Source organism: Aquamicrobium terrae, assembly GCF_052978165.1.
In genome coordinates, this window is sequence record NZ_JBRKLZ010000001.1 from 2,816,636 (window position 1) to 2,833,596 (window position 16,961).

The window sequence follows — 16,961 nt, forward strand, 5'->3', positions numbered from 1 at the left end:
CGGGGGCGCGCCATGGATACATTCGGCTTGCTCGCCCATGGCCTTGCGGTGGCCATGGACCCGTCCAACCTGCTTTATGCCCTGATCGGCGTCACGCTCGGGACGGCGGTGGGCGTGCTGCCGGGCATCGGTCCGGCGCTCACCGTGGCGCTGCTGTTGCCCGTCACCTACAAGCTCGATCCGGCCGGCTCGCTCATCATGTTCGCCGGCATCTATTACGGCGGCATGTATGGCGGCTCGACCACCTCGATCCTGCTCAACACCCCGGGTGAAAGCGCCTCCATCGTCACCGCGCTGGAGGGCAACAAGATGGCGCGGTCCGGCCGGGGAGGGCCGGCGCTCGCCACCGCCGCCATCGGCTCCTTCGTGGCTGGCCTGATCGCGACGCTGGGCCTCGCCTTCATCGCGCCGACGGTGGTGAGGTTCGCGCTGTCCTTCGGCCCGTCCGAATATTTCGCGCTGATGCTGCTGGCCTTCATGACGGTGTCGGCCGCCTTCGGCGAATCGACGCTGCGCGGCATCACCGCCCTGTTCATCGGCCTGGCGCTCGGCCTCATCGGCATCGACCAGCTTACCGGACAGGCGCGGCTGACCTTCGGCATGCCCAATCTGTTCGACGGTATTTCCGTGACCACGCTGGCCGTCGCACTGTTCGCCATCGGCGAGACTTTTACCGTCGTCGCCCAGCGCGCCACCGGCGAGGACAAGGTGGAATCGGTCAAGGGTTCGGTATGGATGAGCCGAAAGGACTGGAGCCGCTCATGGGTGCCGTGGCTGCGCGGCACCGCCATCGGCTTCCCGATCGGCGCCATGCCGGCGGGCGGCGCGGATGTCGCCAGCTTCCTGTCCTATTCGGCGGAGAAGAATTTCTCCAAGCATCCGGAGGAATTCGGCACCGGCGCCATCGAGGGCGTGGCCGGCCCCGAAGCGGCCAACAATGCGTCGGCCGCCGGCACGCTGGTGCCGCTGCTGACGCTCGGCCTGCCCACCACGGCCACGGCGGCGATCATGCTGGCCGGCTTCCAGCAGTTCGGCCTCCAGCCGGGCCCGCTGCTGTTCGCCACCAACGCGCCGCTGGTTTGGGGCCTGATCGCCAGCCTGCTGGTCGCCAACTTCATGCTGCTGGTGCTCAACCTGCCGCTGATCGGCCTGTGGGTGAAGCTGCTGTCGATCCCCAAGCCATGGCTCTATGCCGGTATCCTGGTCTTCGCCACGCTGGGCACCATCGGCGCCGACGGCTCGACTTTCTTCCTCGGCCCGGCGCCGGTCTCCTTCGGCCTGCTCCTGCTGATGCTGTTCGGCCTGCTCGGCTATGGGCTGCGCCGCTTCGGCTATCCCATCGCCCCGGTGGTGGTCGGCCTCATCCTCGGGCCGATGGCCGAAAAGAGCCTGAGGCAGGCCTTGCAGATCAGCCAGGGCGACCCGATGGCTCTGTTCCATTCGTGGATCGCGATTCTGCTTTGGGTGCTGGCGATCCTGGCCGTGGTCCTGCCGCTGTATCTGCGCGCCCGGGGCAAGGGCAAGATGCTCGCCCAGCTTGCCACCGACGAGGATTGAGCGGATCGGTTCGCCTGGAGCAGCGGCCAAAACAAAAGGGCGTCCTCACGGGCGCCCTTCATACATTGAACCGGATAGATGGACCGGTTGCCGGCCGGCATGTCAGCCGAGATGGATCTGTCCGAACTGCTTCGGATCGATGCCGAGCTTGCGCAGGTGATGAGCCTCGGGCTTCACGCCGCGCTCCACGGCATTGGCGGCGGCAATGGCGCTGCCCATCATCCCGAAGAAATTGCCGATTCGGTTGAACGGCTTGTAGCGGGTCATTTTGGGTTCCTTTGCTGCACCGCCTAATTTTTCTTGTGCGGTGCAACATGCATATAGGCGCGAGGGGCTGTTTTTGCCATAGCGTATAGCGCATGCGAGCCTTGCACTGGTTGCACATCTGGGCAAAATGCCCCCGATCGGCGGGCGCTATTGAACCTTGCGCGGATTTCCTCTATATACGGCGCAAATTCTTGGTCGGTATGACGAAGAGTGGGTCCATCCGGTCCCGCTCTTTTTTGTTACCTGCCTTTCGACAGGAACCCGAGACGGTATCCATGACGGCTAGCGAAGACATCGCAGGTAAAGACGCAGGCGACGACCGCATCATCCGCGAAAGCGGCATCGAGGCGCGCATCGCCGCGATCATCCTGCCGGTGCTGCGCGGCATCGGCTTCCGGCTGGTGCGCGTGCGGCTGTCCGGCCAGCACGGCCTTACCTTGCAGATCATGGCCGAGCGCGACGACGGCACCATGACCGTCGAGGACTGCGAGGAGGTGAGCCGCGCCGTCTCGCCGGCGCTCGATGTGGAAGATCCCATAGAAAAGGCGTATCATCTCGAGGTGTCGTCGCCGGGCATCGACCGGCCGCTGGTGCGCAAGAGCGACTTCGCCACATGGCTCGGCCATCTGGCCAAGATGGAGACCTCGACCCTCGTTGCCGAGCGCAAGCGCTTCAAGGGCCGTATCACCGAGGTGGACGACGAAGGCATTCTGGTCCTTCGCGACGTGCCCGCCTATGGCGAGGAGCCTTCGGTGCGCGTGCCTTTCGAGACCATTGCCGAGGCCCGTCTGATCCTTACGGACGACCTCATCCGGGATGCGCTGTCGAAGGACAACCGCGCCCGCAAGGAAGCGAAGAAACGCCACGGCGAAACCGACGAGGCGTCCGAGGACGCCGAAGACGGAAACGAACACGAAGCTGATTGAACCGTCGCGAAAGGGCGGCCCGGTTCAGGGAGAAAGACATGGTTGTAAGCGCAAACAGGCTTGAACTGCTGCAGATTGCCGATGCGGTCGCGCGCGAGAAGTCGATCGACAAGCAGATCGTCATCGACGCCATGGCCGACGCCATCCAGAAGGCGGCGCGTTCGCGCTACGGCCTGGAGACCAACATCCGCGCCGACATCAACCCGCAGACCGGCGAGATGAAGCTGCAGCGCCTGATGGAAGTGGTCGAGACGGTCGAGGACTACGCCACGCAGATCGCACTGCTTACGGCGCGTGAGCGCAATCCCGACGCCCAGCTTGGCGATTTCATCGCCGAGCAGCTTCCGCCGATGGACTTCGGCCGCATCGCCGCCCAGTCGGCCAAGCAGGTCATCGTCCAGAAGGTGCGCGAGGCCGAGCGCGACCGTCAGTATGACGAATACAAGGATCGCATCGGCGAGATCGTCAACGGCACCGTCAAGCGCGTCGAATACGGCAACGTCATCGTCGACCTCGGGCGTGGCGAGGGCATCATCCGCCGCGACGAGCTGATCCCGCGCGAGATCTACAAATATGGCGACCGCGTGCGCGCCTATGTCTACGACGTGCGCCGCGAGCAGCGCGGCCCGCAGATCTTCCTGTCGCGCACCCATCCGCAGTTCATGGCCAAGCTGTTCACCATGGAAGTGCCGGAAATCTACGACGGCATCATCGAGATCAAGTCGGTGGCCCGCGATCCGGGCTCGCGCGCCAAGATCGCCGTGATTTCCCGCGATTCCTCCATCGATCCGGTCGGCGCCTGCGTCGGCATGCGCGGCAGCCGCGTTCAGGCCGTGGTCGGTGAGCTTCAGGGCGAGAAGATCGACATCATCCCGTGGTCGCCTTCGGCCGCCTCCTTCATCGTCAACGCGCTCCAGCCGGCCGAGGTCGCCAAGGTGGTGCTGGACGAGGATGCCGAGCGCATCGAGGTGGTGGTGCCGGACGACCAGCTTTCGCTGGCCATCGGCCGGCGCGGCCAGAACGTGCGCCTCGCCTCGCAGCTGACCGGCTGGGACATCGACATCTTGACCGAGCAGGAGGAAAGCGAGCGCCGCCAGAAGGAATTCGTGGAACGCTCCAACCTGTTCATGGATGCGCTCGACGTCGACGAGATGGTCGGCCAGGTGCTGGCGTCGGAAGGCTTCACCAGCGTCGAGGAAGTCGCCTATGTCGACAGCGACGAGATTTCGTCCATCGACGGTTTCGACGAGGAGACCGCGACCGAGATCCAGACCCGCGCCCGCGAATATCTGGAGCGCATCGAGGCCGAGCACGACGCCAGGCGCAAGGAGCTCGGCGTTGAGGACGAGCTGCGCGAGATCCCCGGCATCACCACCGCCATGATGGTGACGCTCGGCGAGGACGGCGTGAAGACAGTCGAGGACTTCGCCGGCTATGCCGCCGACGACCTCGCCGGCTGGAAGGAGCGCAAGGACGGTGAGACCAAGGTCTATCCCGGCGTGCTGGCTCCCCACGGCATCTCCCACACAGAGGCCGAACAGATGATCATGGCCGCCCGCCTTAAGGCCGGCTGGATCACCGAGGACGAAGCCGAGGCCCCCGATGAGGCCGACGCCGAAGCCGAAGCGTGACGTGATGAGGATCGGGACGCCATTTGCCGGATATGAACGATCGCACCTGCATCGTCACGAGGAAGACCGCCGAAACGGATGAACTGATCCGTTTCGTCGTCGGCCCGGATTCGGTCGTCGTCCCTGATCTCAAGCGGAATCTGCCCGGCCGTGGTTGCTGGGTGAGTGCCGATCGCCTACATATAGACAAGGCGGCGGCGAAAAACCTGTTTTCGCGCGCCTTCAAGGCCAAGGTCGAAGTGCCGCCGGAACTCGGCGCCATGGTCGACGGGTTGCTGGCACGGTCAGCTCTGGGCATGCTTGGGCTTGCCCGCAAGGCCGGCGCGGTCGTTTCCGGCGCAACCAAGGTGGAGGATGCGGTGCGCAATGGCGCAGCGCTTCTCGTTCTCCATGCCAGGGAAGCTGCGGAAGACGGCGTGCGCAAGATCAGCCAGGCCCGCCGCGCCACGGTGCATCTGGGTGGCCCCGCGATCCGTGCCTACAAACTTTTCCCCGAGGCCGAATTGGGTTTGGCATTGGGGGGCACAAATGTGATACATGCTGCCGTCCTCGCGTCCGACGCGGGGAGGGCGGTTCAGCAGCGCATGGTTGCGCTCGACCGTTACCGGGGCGGATCCCCGGACGATCTGGCGATGCTTGCGGCCGTCGTCAGCGAGGATGATGCCGCAGAGGATTGGGAATGAGCGATACGAAATCGGGCGACGACAAGACTTTGAGCGTGACGCCGAAGAAGACCCTGACGCTGAAGCGCCCGGGCCTGGAACAGGGAACTGTGCGCCAGAACTTCTCGCATGGCCGCACCAAGTCTGTCGTGGTCGAGACCAAGAAGCGCAAGTTCAATATCCCCGGCGAGAAGCCGGAACCTTCCGTGTTCGCGCCGAAGCCGCAGGCTCCGGCAGCGCAGGAGGCTCCTGCCGTCAAGGAGACGCCTAAGGTGACGCCGCCGCCCGCGCCGCCGCAGCCTGCCGAGCGGCTGGTGCTGAACGAGCTGTCGCGCGACGAGATGGAAGCCCGCCGCCGGGCGCTTCAGGGCGCCCAGTCGCGGGAGGCCGAAGATCGCGCCCGCGCCGCCGAGGAAGCCCGTCGCCGGGCCGAGGAAGAAGAGCGCCGCCAGCGCGAGCGCGAGGAATCCGCGCGCCGTCAGGCGGAAGAGCAGGCCCGCCTCCAGGCCGAGGCCGAATCCCGCCGCCGGGCCGAGGAGGAGGCGCGCCGCCGCGCGCCGCAGCCGCAGGCAGCCGAAGAAGAAGAGGAAGAGGCCAAGCCGGTGAAGCGTGCCGGCGGTGCTCCCGCCAGCGTGCCGCCGCGCCGCATCGTGACGCCGGAAGTCGCACGCCCGGCCAAGGCCAAGGGCGACGAGGACCGTCGTCGCGGCAAGCTCACCCTCAACAGCGCGCTGTCCTCCGAGGACGGCGACGCCCGCTCGCGCTCGCTTTCGGCGATGCGCCGGCGGCAGGAAAAGTTCAAGCGGGCCATGTATCAGGAGCCCCGCGAGAAGGTTATGCGAGAAGTGACACTGCCCGAAACCATCACCATCCAGGAACTGGCGCAGCGCATGTCCGAGCGCGCCGTGGACGTGGTGAAGTTCTTCATGAAGCAGGGCCAGATGATGAAGCCGGGCGACGTCATCGACGCCGACACGGCCGAACTGGTCGCGACCGAGTTCGGGCACACCGTCAAGCGCGTGGCCGATTCCGACATCGAGGAAGGCCTGTTCAACATCGCCGACAACGCCGAGGACCTGGTGTCGCGCCCGCCGGTGGTCACCATCATGGGCCATGTCGACCACGGCAAGACGTCGCTGCTCGACGCGATCCGCCACGCCAAGGTCCAGTCGGGCGAGGCCGGCGGCATCACCCAGCACATCGGCGCCTATCAGGTGGAGAAGGACGGTCAGAAGATCACCTTCATCGACACGCCCGGCCACGCTGCCTTCACCGCCATGCGCGCCCGCGGTGCGCAGGCCACCGACATCGCCGTTCTGGTGGTGGCGGCCGACGACAGCGTGATGCCGCAGACGATCGAGTCCATCAACCACGCCAAGGCGGCCAATGTGCCGATCATCGTGGCGATCAACAAGATCGACAAGCCGGCCGCCGATGCCCAGAAGGTGCGCACCCAGCTTCTCCAGCACGAGGTGTTCGTCGAATCCATGGGCGGCGAGGTGCTGGATGTCGAGGTTTCGGCCAAGACCGGCGCCGGCATCGACAAGCTGCTCGAGGCGATCCTGCTGCAGGCCGAGATCCTCGACCTTAAGGCGAATCCGGACCGCACGTCGGAAGGCGTGGTCATCGAGGCGCAGCTCGACAAGGGCCGTGGTCCGGTGGCGACGGTTCTGGTGCAGACCGGCACGCTGATGCCCGGCGACATCGTCGTGGCGGGCAACGAGTGGGGCCGCGTGCGCGCGCTGGTCAACGACCGCGGCGAGCACGTGGAAGAGGCCGGACCGTCCATGCCGGTCGAAATCCTCGGCATGCAGGGCACGCCCCGCGCCGGCGATCGCTTCGCCATCGTCAACAACGAGGCCCGTGCCCGCGAGATCACCGAATATCGCCAGCGCAAGGCTCGCGACAAGGCGGCTGCCAAGCATGCCGGCCAGCGCGGCTCGCTGGAGCAGATGATGTCGCAGATGCAGTCGAGCGGCCTCAAGGAGTTCCCGCTGGTCATCAAGGGCGACGTGTCGGGCTCGGTCGAGGCGATCAACGTGGCGCTGGAAGAACTCGGCACGGACGAGGTGCGCGTGCGCATCGTCCATTCGGCCGCCGGCGGCATCACCGAAACCGACGTTTCGCTGGCCGAGACGTCGGGGGCCGTCATCATCGGCTTCAACGTCCGCGCCAATGCGCAGGCGCGGCAGGCCGCCGAGGCCGCGGGCATCGAGATCCGCTACTACAACGTGATCTACAGCCTGATCGACGACATCAAGGATGCGATGTCGGGCATGCTTTCGCCCGAGCGCCGCGAGACCTTCCTCGGCAATGCCGAGATCCTCGAGGTGTTCCACATCACCAAGGTCGGCAAGATCGCCGGCTGCCGCGTCACCGAAGGCAGGGTGGAGCGTGGTGCGGGCGTGCGCCTGATCCGCGACAACGTCGTCATCCACGAGGGCACGCTGAAGACGCTGAAGCGCTTCAAGGACGAGGTCTCCGAGGTCCCGGCCGGCCAGGAATGCGGCATGGCGTTCCAGAACTACGAGAACATCCAGGTCGGCGACGTCATCGAATGCTTCCGCGTCGAAATGGTGGCGCGGAAACTGTAAACTGTCCTCAGGCAGCTTTGCGAGTGGCGGCCGGTACGGCCGCCATTCTTTTAGAGCAATTCCAGCAAAAGTGCGAAGCGGTTTTGCGTCCGGAATTGCGTGGAAACAATGACTTAAAGCGCACGGCGCTTTAATGTTTCGGGCGGGGTACGGTCCAATTCCGGCCCCGCGTGTTCAGGATTGAAAACATGTCCAATACAGGCAAAGGCCCTTCGCAGCGCATGCTGCGCGTCGGCGAGCAGGTGCGCCATGCGCTGGCCGAAATGCTCCAGCGCGGCGAGATCCGCGACGATCTCATCGAGACGACGGTGATTTCCGTCTCCGAGGTGCGCATGTCGCCGGATCTCAAGATCGCCACCGCTTTCGTCGCGCCGCTGGGTGCGAAGGACGATGCCGCCGTCATCGCGGCGCTCAACAAGCATGCCCGCTTCATTCGCGGCCGCATGTCGCCGGCGCTGAGGCAGATGAAATACATGCCGGAATTCCGTTTCCGGCTGGATACCAGTTACGACAATTTCCAGAAGATCAACGAGCTGCTCCATTCGCCGGAGGTGGCGCGCGATCTCGGTCAAGAGGACGAGGACAAGGAATAGTGGCGCGCCGAGGCAAGAAGAAGGGCCGGCCGGTTTCCGGCTGGGTAGTGCTCGACAAGCCTGTGGGGCTTGGCTCGACCGAGGCGGTGTCCAAGATCAAGTGGCTGTTCCAGGCCGAAAAGGCCGGCCATGCCGGCACGCTCGACCCGCTGGCTTCCGGCATGCTGCCGATTGCGCTGGGCGACGCGACCAAGACGGTGCCCTATGTGCAGGACGGCGCCAAGGTCTACCGCTTCACCGTCGCCTGGGGCGAGGAACGCTCCACCGACGACCTCGAAGGCCCGGTGACCAAGACCGCAGACAAGCGTCCCTCCGAAGAGGAGGTGCGCGCGCTGCTGCCCAAATATACCGGCGTGATCCTGCAGATTCCGCCGCAGTTCTCGGCCATCAAGATCGCCGGCGAGCGCGCCTACGACATCGCCCGCGAGGGCGAGACGGTCGATATTCCGCCGCGCGAGGTGGAGATCGTGCGCCTCGACATCGTTTCGCATGAGGCCGACAAGACCGTGTTCGAGGTGGAATGCGGCAAGGGCACCTATGTGCGCAGCCTGGCCCGCGACATGGGCCGCGACCTCGGCTGCTTCGGCCACATTGCCGACCTGCGCCGCACCGAGGTCTATCCCTTCACCCCCGACGACTTCGTCACGCTGGAGGAGCTGGAAGCCGCCGTTCCGCCGCCGCCCGCCGAGGGCGAGGAACGCCTCCCCGGCGCCCGTTTCGCTACGCTCGACGATCTTCTGGTCGATACGCTGGCGGCGCTGGAAAGCCTGCCGCAGGTAGCTGTCGGCGACGATGCGGCACATCGCATCCGGCTCGGCAATCCGGTGGTCATCCGTGGCCGCGATGCGCCGGTCGAGGCCGACGAGGCCTGCATCACCGCACGTGGCCGGCTGGTGGCGATCGGCGCGATCGAGCAGGGCCTGTTCAAGCCCAAGCGGGTGTTCGCGGGCTGAGCCGTTCTTGAACTGATCGTTCAAGCGGGTAAGGTTGCCGCATTTTCTGCGGCAGCCGGGAGCAGATATGGCGAAGACAGGCAAGGCGGGGAGACACCGGCGGCGCAAGCGGCGCACGCCGGTCGGGGCCGCACCCGGCACCCTGATCGCCGATCCCGCCGCCCGCTCGACGCAGTTCGACCTGATGCTGGTCGCGCCGGACAAGTGCCGGACCATCCGCAATGCCACGGTTACCGACATCACCGCCAACCGCGAGGACTGGCCGCTGATGTGGCTCGACTGCGTGGGGCTTGCCGATGTCGCCACCATCGGCGAGATCGGCAGGCTGTTCGGCATCCACCCGCTGGCGATGGAGGACGTGATCAATGCCGACCAGCGGCCGAAGGTGGATTTCTTCGACGATCACGTCTTCGTCGCGCTGCGCATGGTCGATGACGCCAGCCTGAACCGCTATGAGCAGATCGCCGTGTTCTTCGGCGAGAAATTCGTCATCACCTTCCAGGAGCGCGAGGGCGACCCGTTCGGCCCGGTGCGCAAGCGCATCTGTGCCGACGGGCCGAACCGTTTGCGGGCGCGTCACGGCGACTATCTCGCCTATGCGCTGATCGACGCGGTGGTCGACAGCTATTTCGTGCCCATAGAGGCCGTCAGCGACGACATCGAGCGCATCGAGGATGGCATGCTGGGTGGCCCGCAAAAGGGCCAGATGCAGGAGCTTCACGCCCTGCGCCGCGAAATCCTCGTGCTGAAGGGCGTCTTGTGGCCGTTGCGGGATGCGCTGGCAACACTGATCCGCAATGACGATCCGTTCGTGACGCACGAGACCAAGGTGTTCCTCAACGACACGCTCGACCATGCCATGCGCCTGATCGAACTGATCGAGACGCAGCGCGATACGCTGACCGGGCTGATCGAGATGCACCTTTCCCTGACCCAGGCCCGCACCAACGATGTCATCTCGCTGCTGACCATCGTGTCGACCATCTTCATTCCGCTGACCTTCCTGGTCGGCGTGTGGGGCATGAATTTCGATCCGGACGTTTCGCCCTGGAACATGCCGGAACTGCGCGCCTACTACGGCTATCCGGCGGCACTCGTCTTCATGGTGGCCGTCGCCCTGGCGCTGTTCGGCTATTTCAAGTGGAGGAAGTGGCTGTAGCGCCTCCTTCCTTCTCTCCTTGCCGGGAAGGGAAAGGCCGGCGCAGGCCAGCCATTCCGAATCGGGCTGGCTTTTTGCAATCAATTGCACTATATGCGCCGCTGTATCGTGGGTTTTGCCGCGAATTGAGTGGCCTGTGCTGGACGACATCCCGGCTCGAGGCGTCCCGTTTCCTCCAACATATAAAGGAAAAGCTCGATGTCGATCACTGCCGAACGCAAGCAAGAATTGATGGCGCAGTTTGCAACTGCCAAGGGCGACACCGGTTCGCCGGAAGTGCAGGTCGCCATCCTCTCGGAGCGTATCAAGAACCTGACCGAGCACTTCAAGGACCACAAGAAGGACAACCACTCCCGTCGTGGCCTTCTCGCGCTCGTGTCGCAGCGCCGCAGCCTGCTTGACTACCTCAAGCGCAAGGACGAGGCGCGCTACCAGACGCTGATCGAGAAGCTCGAACTGCGTCGCTGACCTGTTTGGCCGGCGGGTGTCGCAAGGCACCCGCCGGCCGCGCATCCGGGCCTCCTATCGGCCCGTAGTTAGGTTCCATGGCGAAGAGGGTCGCCGGAACCGCCCCGTGGACGGTCATGGGGCAGGATTGCAGGATGCTCGCCCCGGCCTTGCGCCGATCATTCCGAGCTTCCCGTTGTCTTGCCCGTGGCTGCCCGAAACAAGCCAGAAGGTTTGGACCGCGTCGCCAAGGGCGACAGCGGTCCGGCCGCATATGAAGGACAAGACATGTTCAATCAGCACAAAGTGGAAATCGAATGGGGCGGACGTCCGCTCATTCTGGAGACCGGCAAGATCGCCCGCCAGGCTGACGGCGCCGTTCTCGCGACCTATGGCGAGACCATGGTTCTCGCCACCGTCGTTTCGGCCAAGGAGCCGAAGCCGGGCTTCGATTTCTTTCCGCTGACCGTCAACTACCAGGAAAAGACCTACGCGGCCGGCAAGATCCCCGGCGGCTATTTCAAGCGCGAAGGCCGTCCCTCCGAGAACGAGACGCTGGTCTCGCGCCTCATCGACCGCCCGATCCGCCCGCTGTTCGCCGACGGCTACAAGAACGACACGCAGGTGATCATCACCGTCGTCCAGCATGACCGCGAGAACAACCCCGACGTGCTGTCGATGGTTGCCGCTTCGGCTGCCCTGACGCTTTCCGGCGTGCCCTTCATGGGCCCGGTCGGCGGCGCGCGCGTCGGCTACATCAACGGCGAGTATGTGCTCAACCCGCACATCGACGAGATGCCGGAGTCCAAGCTCGACCTCATCGTGGCCGGCACCTCCGAGGCTGTGCTGATGGTGGAATCCGAAGCGCAGGAACTCGACGAGCAGACCATGCTCGGCGCCGTCATGTTCGGCCACAAGCACTTCCAGCCGGTGATCGAGGCGATCATCAAGCTGGCCGAGGTTGCCGCCAAGGAGCCGCGTGAGCACAAGGTCGAGGATTTGTCGGCCCTGGAGAAGGAAATCCTCGCCGTAGCCGAGGCCGACCTGCGCGACGCCTACAAGATCACCGACAAGCAGGCCCGCTACACCGCCGTCGACGCGGCCAAGGCCAAGGTCAAGGCCGCCTTCACGCCCGCCGAGGGCGAGGACGCCCGGTGGTCGGCCGAGCAGGTCGCCACCGTGTTCAAGGAACTCCAGGCCAAGATCGTGCGCTGGAACATCCTCGACACCGGCTCGCGCATCGACGGCCGCGACCTCAAGACGGTCCGCCCGATCGTGTCGGAGGTCGGCCTTCTGCCGCGCACCCACGGCTCGGCCCTGTTCACCCGCGGTGAGACGCAGGCGATCGTCGTCGCCACGCTGGGCACCGGCGAGGACGAGCAGTTCATCGACGAACTGACCGGCACTCGCAAGGAAGCCTTCCTGCTCCACTACAACTTCCCGCCCTATTCGGTCGGCGAGACCGGCCGCATGGGTTCGCCCGGCCGCCGCGAGATCGGCCACGGCAAGCTCGCCTGGCGCGCCATCCACCCGATGCTGCCTTCGGCAGAGCAGTTCCCCTACACGCTGCGCGTCGTCTCCGAGATCACCGAATCCAACGGCTCGTCCTCGATGGCGACCGTCTGCGGCACCTCGCTGGCGCTGATGGATGCCGGCGTGCCGCTGGCCAAGCCGGTGGCCGGCATCGCCATGGGCCTGATCAAGGAAGGCGAGCGCTTCGCGGTGCTCTCCGACATCCTGGGCGACGAGGACCACCTCGGCGACATGGACTTCAAGGTGGCCGGCACGGCCGGCGGCATCACCTCGCTGCAGATGGACATCAAGATCAGCGGCATCACCGAAGAGATCATGAAGGTTGCGCTGGAGCAGGCCAAGGGTGGCCGTGAGCACATTCTGGGCGAGATGGCCAAGGCGCTTTCGGGCGCACGTTCCGAGCTCGGCGAGTTCGCGCCGCGCATCGAGGTCATGACCATCCCGACCGACAAGATCCGCGACGTGATCGGCTCGGGCGGCAAGGTCATCCGCGAGATCGTCGAGAAGACCGGCGCCAAGATCAACATCGAGGACGACGGCACGGTCAAGATCGCTTCTTCCAACGCCAAGGAGATCGAGGCGGCCAAGAAGTGGATCCACACCATCGTGGCCGAGCCGGAAGTGGGCGAGATCTACGAGGGCACGGTGGTCAAGACCGCCGACTTCGGCGCCTTCGTCAACTTCTTCGGCCCGCGCGACGGCCTCGTGCACATCTCGCAGCTCTCCGACCAGCGCGTCGCCAAGACCACCGACGTGGTCAAGGAAGGCGACAAGGTCTGGGTCAAGCTGATGGGCTTCGACGAGCGCGGCAAGGTCCGCCTGTCCATGAAGGTTGTCGACCAGGCCACCGGCAAGGAGATCGCCAAGGAAAAGAAGCAGGACGAGGAAAAGAAGGCTGAAGGCGAAGACGCCTGATCCTTTCCCGACTGCCGGATCAAGCGGGCGCGCCGAAAGGCGCGCCCGTTTCCGTTTGGGGTCCTGCTACGCGGGAACGACTGCGCCGGAGGGCAGTTCGAGGCGGCGCGAGATGTCGAGAGCTTTCAGAAATGCCTCGTCATGGCTGACGACGAGGAGCGCGCCGTCAAAGGCTTGCAGTCCCGCTTCGATAGCGGCGATGGAATCGAGATCGAGGTGATTGGTCGGCTCGTCCAGTATGAGCAGGGGCGGCGGTTTGCTTCCGCCGAGCACGCAGGCAAGGGCCGCGCGCAGCAGTTCGCCGCCGCTCAGTTCCGCCACCTGTTGAAGCGCCGCATCGGCGCGGAACTTGAAGCGGGCGAGCGCTACCCGGCAAGCGTTCTCGGTCGAGCCCGGATTGAGCTTGCGGAAATTGTCGCGCACCGACAGGGCAGGATCGAGCAGGCTGGCGCGCTGGTCGAGCATGGCCATGTCGGTTGCCACCTGCACCGCGCCGGAGAAGGGCGCGAGACGCCCGGCGATCACGTCCAGCAGGGTGGTCTTGCCGGAACCGTTCGGGCCGGTGACGGCGATGCGCTCCGGCCCGGTAACGGCGAGGGACAGGTCATCGAGAACCGGGCGCCCCGGTTCATAGCCCGCCGTCACATGATCGAGTCGCAGCATCGTCCTGCCGGCGGCAAGGCCGGTTGAAGGCAGCGAGACGGACAGCTTTTGCAGAACTTCCACGCGCCCGCGCGCCGCCGAGACGGCCTCGTGCGCTTCGGCCTGCCGGGCATCGGCAAGGCGCGCTCCAGCCCCGCCGCTGTTTTCGGCGCGTTCCTTCATGCCGCCGAGAAGAATGCGCGGCATGTCGCCCTTCGCCGCCTTCTTGCGGCCACCGCTGTCCTTGCGGGCCTTGCGCTCCGCCGCGATCTGCGCGGTGCGGGCCGCCTCCGTCGCCTTCTTCTCGGCGAGGTCGAGGTCGTGCCGGGCGGCTGCCAGTTCCAGCGCCTTGCGCTCCTGATAATGGCTCCAGTTGCCGCCATAGCGGGTGGCGCCAAGCGAGGTCAGCTCGACGATCTCGTCCATGAGTTCGAGCAGTTCCCGGTCATGGCTGACCACCAGCGCGCCCTTGCGCCAGCCTGCCAGCATGTCATGGAGCGCCCGGCGGCCGTCGCGGTCGAGATTGTTGGTGGGCTCATCCATCAGCAGGAAATCGGCGTCCGAGAAGAGGAGCGCGGCAAGGCCGGCCCGCGTGCGCTGGCCGCCTGAAAGCATGTGCAGCGGCGTTTGCGGCATGGCTCCCAGCCCCATCCGGGCGAGGGCAGCCTCCATGCGGGCCTCGAGTGTCCAGTCGATATCGGCCAGTTCCTCGACCGTCGCCTCGCCTGCGCTTGCCCGCCGGATCAGGGCAAGCTGGGTCCCGACGCCGAACAGGTCGGCAACCGTGGCCGCAGGGTCAACCTGGACCGTTTGGTCGAACACGGCCATCGTGCCGTTGACCGCCACGGAGCCGGTCTGCGGGTTCAGCCTGCCGGCAATGATGTGAAGGAGGGTGCTTTTGCCGACGCCGTTGCGGCCGATGAGGCCTGTGAGGCCGGGACCGAAGGCAAGATCGAGGCTTGAGAAAAGCTGGCGGCCGTCAGGCGTGGAAAAGCTGAGATCGGAACAGACGATGGAAGGCATGCGTGAAGATTTCCCTGATGACGAAGCGGGTTCGCGTAGCGGTCAAGGAGAAATCGTTCACTGGTGCCTCCGGTCTGGCGGATCGAGGCTCATAGCTAGGTCGTCGCGGCTTGCGATGCAAGTGCGCACGCCGGAAGCAGCAGAAAGATGCTGGACGGGCGGCGAAATTGCTCTATCAGCCGCATATGGCTTCCGACTCCCTCAAAACCCTGTTCCATCCTTTCGACACCGGAGCGCTGGATGCGCCCGCCGCAGGCAGCCATGCGCTGTTCCTTGGCGCGGAGCCGGGCTTCCGCCTGCCGGAAGGCTTCGAGGCCGAGCTGCATTGCGTGCAGGGGTTCCGCCCGCATTTCCGTGCCCTGCAATCCGCCGGCCGCAACGTCGCGCCACGCGCGGAAGGTGACGGCTACGCCATGGCGCTGGTGCTGGCCGGTCGGCATCGTGGCCAGAACGAGGTGTGGATCGCCGAGGCGCTGGAGCGCGTGGCGCCGGGTGGTGCGATCCTGGTCGCCGGTGGCAAGGAGGATGGCATCGCCTCGCTGCGCAAGCGCATCGATGGGCTGGTGCCGCTGGTGGATGCCCTGCCGAAATATCACGGTATCGCCTTCTGGCTGCGCCGGCCGGAGGGCACGGAGGCGGCCGCGAAGCTGCGCACGGGCAATCCGCCGGCGCTGGTCGAAAACCGCTTCCACACCGCGCCGGGCATGTTTTCTTTCGACCGCATCGATGCCGGCTCGCGCCTGCTGGCCGAGAACCTGCCCGACGGCATTTCCGGCCATGTCGCGGATTTCTGCGCCGGCTGGGGCTTTTTGGCCGCCGGCATCACGGACCGCTTTCCCGACATCAAGTCGCTCGATCTCTACGAGGCCGATTTCGAGGCCCTGGAAGCCGCGCGCCGCAACGTGCCGCAGGCCTCCGGCTTCTTCTGGCAGGACCTGATCGGCGAGCCGGTCGAGCGGCGCTATGACTGGGTCGTCATGAACCCGCCCTTCCATCAGGGCAGGGCGGCGGAACCGGAGATCGGCCGGCGGCTGATCGAGACGGCTGCCAAGGCGCTGAAACCGGGCGGGCGGCTGGTCATGGTCGCCAACCGGCAACTGCCCTACGAAGCGATCCTTTCGGGCGCCTTCGCCGCCTCGCAGGAGACCGCCCGCGACAATCGCTTCAAGGTGCTTCTGGCCCGCAAATGAAACAACGCCGGACGGGGGCCGCTCCGGCGTTGCAAGAACAAATGGATGGCTCGGATCAGCCCTTGTCGCTGTCCATGCGCTTCAGTTCGTCCAGCGTCGGCATCGAGACGATGTGGTAGCCCGAATCGACGTAGTGGATCTCGCCGGTGACGCCCGAGGAGAGGTCCGACAGCAGGTAGAGCGCCGAATTGCCGATCTCGTCGATGTTGACCGTGCGGCGCAGCGGTGCGTTGCGGCTCTGGTAGTTGAACATGTAGCGCGCGTCGGAAATGCCGGCACCCGCCAGCGTGCGCACCGGACCGGCCGAAATGCCGTTCACGCGAATGCCGCGCGGGCCGTAGTCGTTGGCGAGATAGCGCACGCTCGCCTCCAGTCCGGCCTTGGCGACGCCCATGACATTGTAGTTCGGCATGACCCGCACCGAGCCGGCATAGGTCAGCGTCAGCATCGAGCCGCCTTCGTTCATCAGCGCGGCGGCGTTGCGGGCCACTTCGGTGAAGGAATAGCAGGAGATCACCATGGTGCGCACGAAGTTGTCGCGCGTGGTGTCGGCATAGAGGCCCTTCAGCTCGTTCTTGTCGGAAAAGCCGATGGCATGGACGACGAAGTCGAGCCCGCCCCATTCGTCCTTCAGCGTGTCGAAGGTGGCGGTGACGGAGGCGCTGTCTTCCACGTCGCAGGGGATGAGCAGCGAGGCGCCGACCTGCTCGGCCAGTGGCTTGACGCGGCGGCCGAAAGCCTCGCCCTGATAGGTGAAGGCCAGTTCCGCGCCCTGCGCGGCAAGCTGGCGTGCGATGCCCCAGGCGATGGAATGGTCGTTGGCCACCCCCATGACAAGCCCGCGCTTGCCTTTCATCAGTGAATCCATT

At 65.5% G+C, this 16,961-nt stretch carries 14 protein-coding genes; 11 read left to right on the forward strand and 3 right to left on the reverse strand.

Annotation, left to right across the window (positions count from 1 at the left end; genetic code table 11):
* Positions 1-12 precede the first annotated feature (12 nt).
* On the forward strand, positions 13-1,557 hold the full coding sequence (locus ACVCNR_RS13795; RefSeq protein ID WP_354196495.1) for a tripartite tricarboxylate transporter permease: 1,545 nt from the start codon (positions 13-15) through the stop codon (positions 1,555-1,557).
* Positions 1,558-1,659: 102 nt separating this feature from the next.
* Here the strand turns inward: ACVCNR_RS13795 and ACVCNR_RS13800 are convergent, their stop codons facing one another.
* Complete coding sequence (locus ACVCNR_RS13800; protein ID WP_354196497.1) at positions 1,660-1,824, reverse strand: hypothetical protein; 165 nt, start codon at positions 1,822-1,824, stop codon at positions 1,660-1,662.
* A gap of 275 nt (positions 1,825-2,099) precedes the next feature.
* Between ACVCNR_RS13800 and rimP the strand changes: the two genes are divergently transcribed.
* The 9 genes from rimP (at position 2,100) to pnp (ending at position 13,237) form a co-directional block, all read left to right on the forward strand.
* A complete protein-coding gene (rimP, locus tag ACVCNR_RS13805) occupies positions 2,100-2,750 on the forward strand; it encodes a ribosome maturation factor RimP (RefSeq protein ID WP_354196499.1) in 651 nt (216 codons plus the stop codon).
* A 38-nt stretch (positions 2,751-2,788) separates the two neighbouring features.
* Complete coding sequence (nusA, locus tag ACVCNR_RS13810; protein ID WP_354196501.1) at positions 2,789-4,381, forward strand: transcription termination factor NusA; 1,593 nt, start codon at positions 2,789-2,791, stop codon at positions 4,379-4,381.
* Between the two features lie 32 nt (positions 4,382-4,413).
* Positions 4,414-5,064, forward strand: a complete 651-nt coding sequence (locus tag ACVCNR_RS13815; protein ID WP_354196503.1) for an RNA-binding protein — start codon at positions 4,414-4,416, stop codon at positions 5,062-5,064.
* Positions 5,061-7,637, forward strand: coding sequence for a translation initiation factor IF-2 (gene infB, locus ACVCNR_RS13820; protein ID WP_354196505.1), 2,577 nt, complete (start codon positions 5,061-5,063; stop codon positions 7,635-7,637). Before ACVCNR_RS13815 ends, infB begins: the two co-directional genes overlap by 4 nt.
* Before the next feature lie 188 nt (positions 7,638-7,825).
* Entirely contained in the window at positions 7,826-8,230 is a 405-nt protein-coding gene (gene rbfA, locus ACVCNR_RS13825) for a 30S ribosome-binding factor RbfA (RefSeq protein WP_354196507.1), read from the forward strand.
* Positions 8,230-9,183, forward strand: coding sequence for a tRNA pseudouridine(55) synthase TruB (truB, locus tag ACVCNR_RS13830; RefSeq protein ID WP_354196508.1), 954 nt, complete (start codon positions 8,230-8,232; stop codon positions 9,181-9,183). The genes rbfA and truB overlap by 1 nt, the downstream gene beginning before the upstream one ends.
* Before the next feature lie 67 nt (positions 9,184-9,250).
* A complete protein-coding gene (gene corA, locus ACVCNR_RS13835) occupies positions 9,251-10,342 on the forward strand; it encodes a magnesium/cobalt transporter CorA (protein WP_354196509.1) in 1,092 nt (363 codons plus the stop codon).
* Between the two features lie 198 nt (positions 10,343-10,540).
* On the forward strand, positions 10,541-10,810 hold the full coding sequence (gene rpsO, locus ACVCNR_RS13840; RefSeq protein WP_035023415.1) for a 30S ribosomal protein S15: 270 nt from the start codon (positions 10,541-10,543) through the stop codon (positions 10,808-10,810).
* 267 nt (positions 10,811-11,077) lie between these two features.
* Complete coding sequence (gene pnp / locus ACVCNR_RS13845; protein ID WP_354196512.1) at positions 11,078-13,237, forward strand: polyribonucleotide nucleotidyltransferase; 2,160 nt, start codon at positions 11,078-11,080, stop codon at positions 13,235-13,237.
* Positions 13,238-13,303: 66 nt separating this feature from the next.
* Here the strand turns inward: pnp and ACVCNR_RS13850 are convergent, their stop codons facing one another.
* Positions 13,304-14,902, reverse strand: coding sequence for an ABC-F family ATP-binding cassette domain-containing protein (locus tag ACVCNR_RS13850; RefSeq protein WP_447075178.1), 1,599 nt, complete (start codon positions 14,900-14,902; stop codon positions 13,304-13,306).
* A gap of 185 nt (positions 14,903-15,087) precedes the next feature.
* On the opposite strand from ACVCNR_RS13850, the gene ACVCNR_RS13855 reads away from it, so the two are divergent.
* Complete coding sequence (locus ACVCNR_RS13855) at positions 15,088-16,092, forward strand: class I SAM-dependent methyltransferase (RefSeq protein WP_447075179.1); 1,005 nt, start codon at positions 15,088-15,090, stop codon at positions 16,090-16,092.
* A 55-nt stretch (positions 16,093-16,147) separates the two neighbouring features.
* On the opposite strand, the gene fabI is transcribed toward ACVCNR_RS13855, so the two are convergent.
* A complete protein-coding gene (gene fabI, locus ACVCNR_RS13860; protein ID WP_447075180.1) occupies positions 16,148-16,960 on the reverse strand; it encodes an enoyl-ACP reductase FabI in 813 nt (270 codons plus the stop codon).
* Position 16,961 lies beyond the last annotated feature (1 nt).

Bases quoted from the DNA above. Each gene is read 5' to 3' on its own strand.
- ACVCNR_RS13795 (WP_354196495.1), top strand. From the start codon at position 13: ATGGATACATTCGGCTTGCTCGCCCATGGCCTTGCGGTGGCCATGGAC.
- ACVCNR_RS13800 (WP_354196497.1), bottom strand. From the start codon at position 1,824: ATGACCCGCTACAAGCCGTTCAACCGAATCGGCAATTTCTTCGGGATG.
- rimP (WP_354196499.1), top strand. From the start codon at position 2,100: ATGACGGCTAGCGAAGACATCGCAGGTAAAGACGCAGGCGACGACCGC.
- nusA (WP_354196501.1), top strand. From the start codon at position 2,789: ATGGTTGTAAGCGCAAACAGGCTTGAACTGCTGCAGATTGCCGATGCG.
- ACVCNR_RS13815 (WP_354196503.1), top strand. From the start codon at position 4,414: ATGAACGATCGCACCTGCATCGTCACGAGGAAGACCGCCGAAACGGAT.
- infB (WP_354196505.1), top strand. From the start codon at position 5,061: ATGAGCGATACGAAATCGGGCGACGACAAGACTTTGAGCGTGACGCCG.
- rbfA (WP_354196507.1), top strand. From the start codon at position 7,826: ATGTCCAATACAGGCAAAGGCCCTTCGCAGCGCATGCTGCGCGTCGGC.
- corA (WP_354196509.1), top strand. From the start codon at position 9,251: ATGGCGAAGACAGGCAAGGCGGGGAGACACCGGCGGCGCAAGCGGCGC.
- rpsO (WP_035023415.1), top strand. From the start codon at position 10,541: ATGTCGATCACTGCCGAACGCAAGCAAGAATTGATGGCGCAGTTTGCA.
- pnp (WP_354196512.1), top strand. From the start codon at position 11,078: ATGTTCAATCAGCACAAAGTGGAAATCGAATGGGGCGGACGTCCGCTC.
- ACVCNR_RS13850 (WP_447075178.1), bottom strand. From the start codon at position 14,902: ATGCCTTCCATCGTCTGTTCCGATCTCAGCTTTTCCACGCCTGACGGC.
- ACVCNR_RS13855 (WP_447075179.1), top strand. From the start codon at position 15,088: ATGGCTTCCGACTCCCTCAAAACCCTGTTCCATCCTTTCGACACCGGA.
- fabI (WP_447075180.1), bottom strand. From the start codon at position 16,960: ATGGATTCACTGATGAAAGGCAAGCGCGGGCTTGTCATGGGGGTGGCC.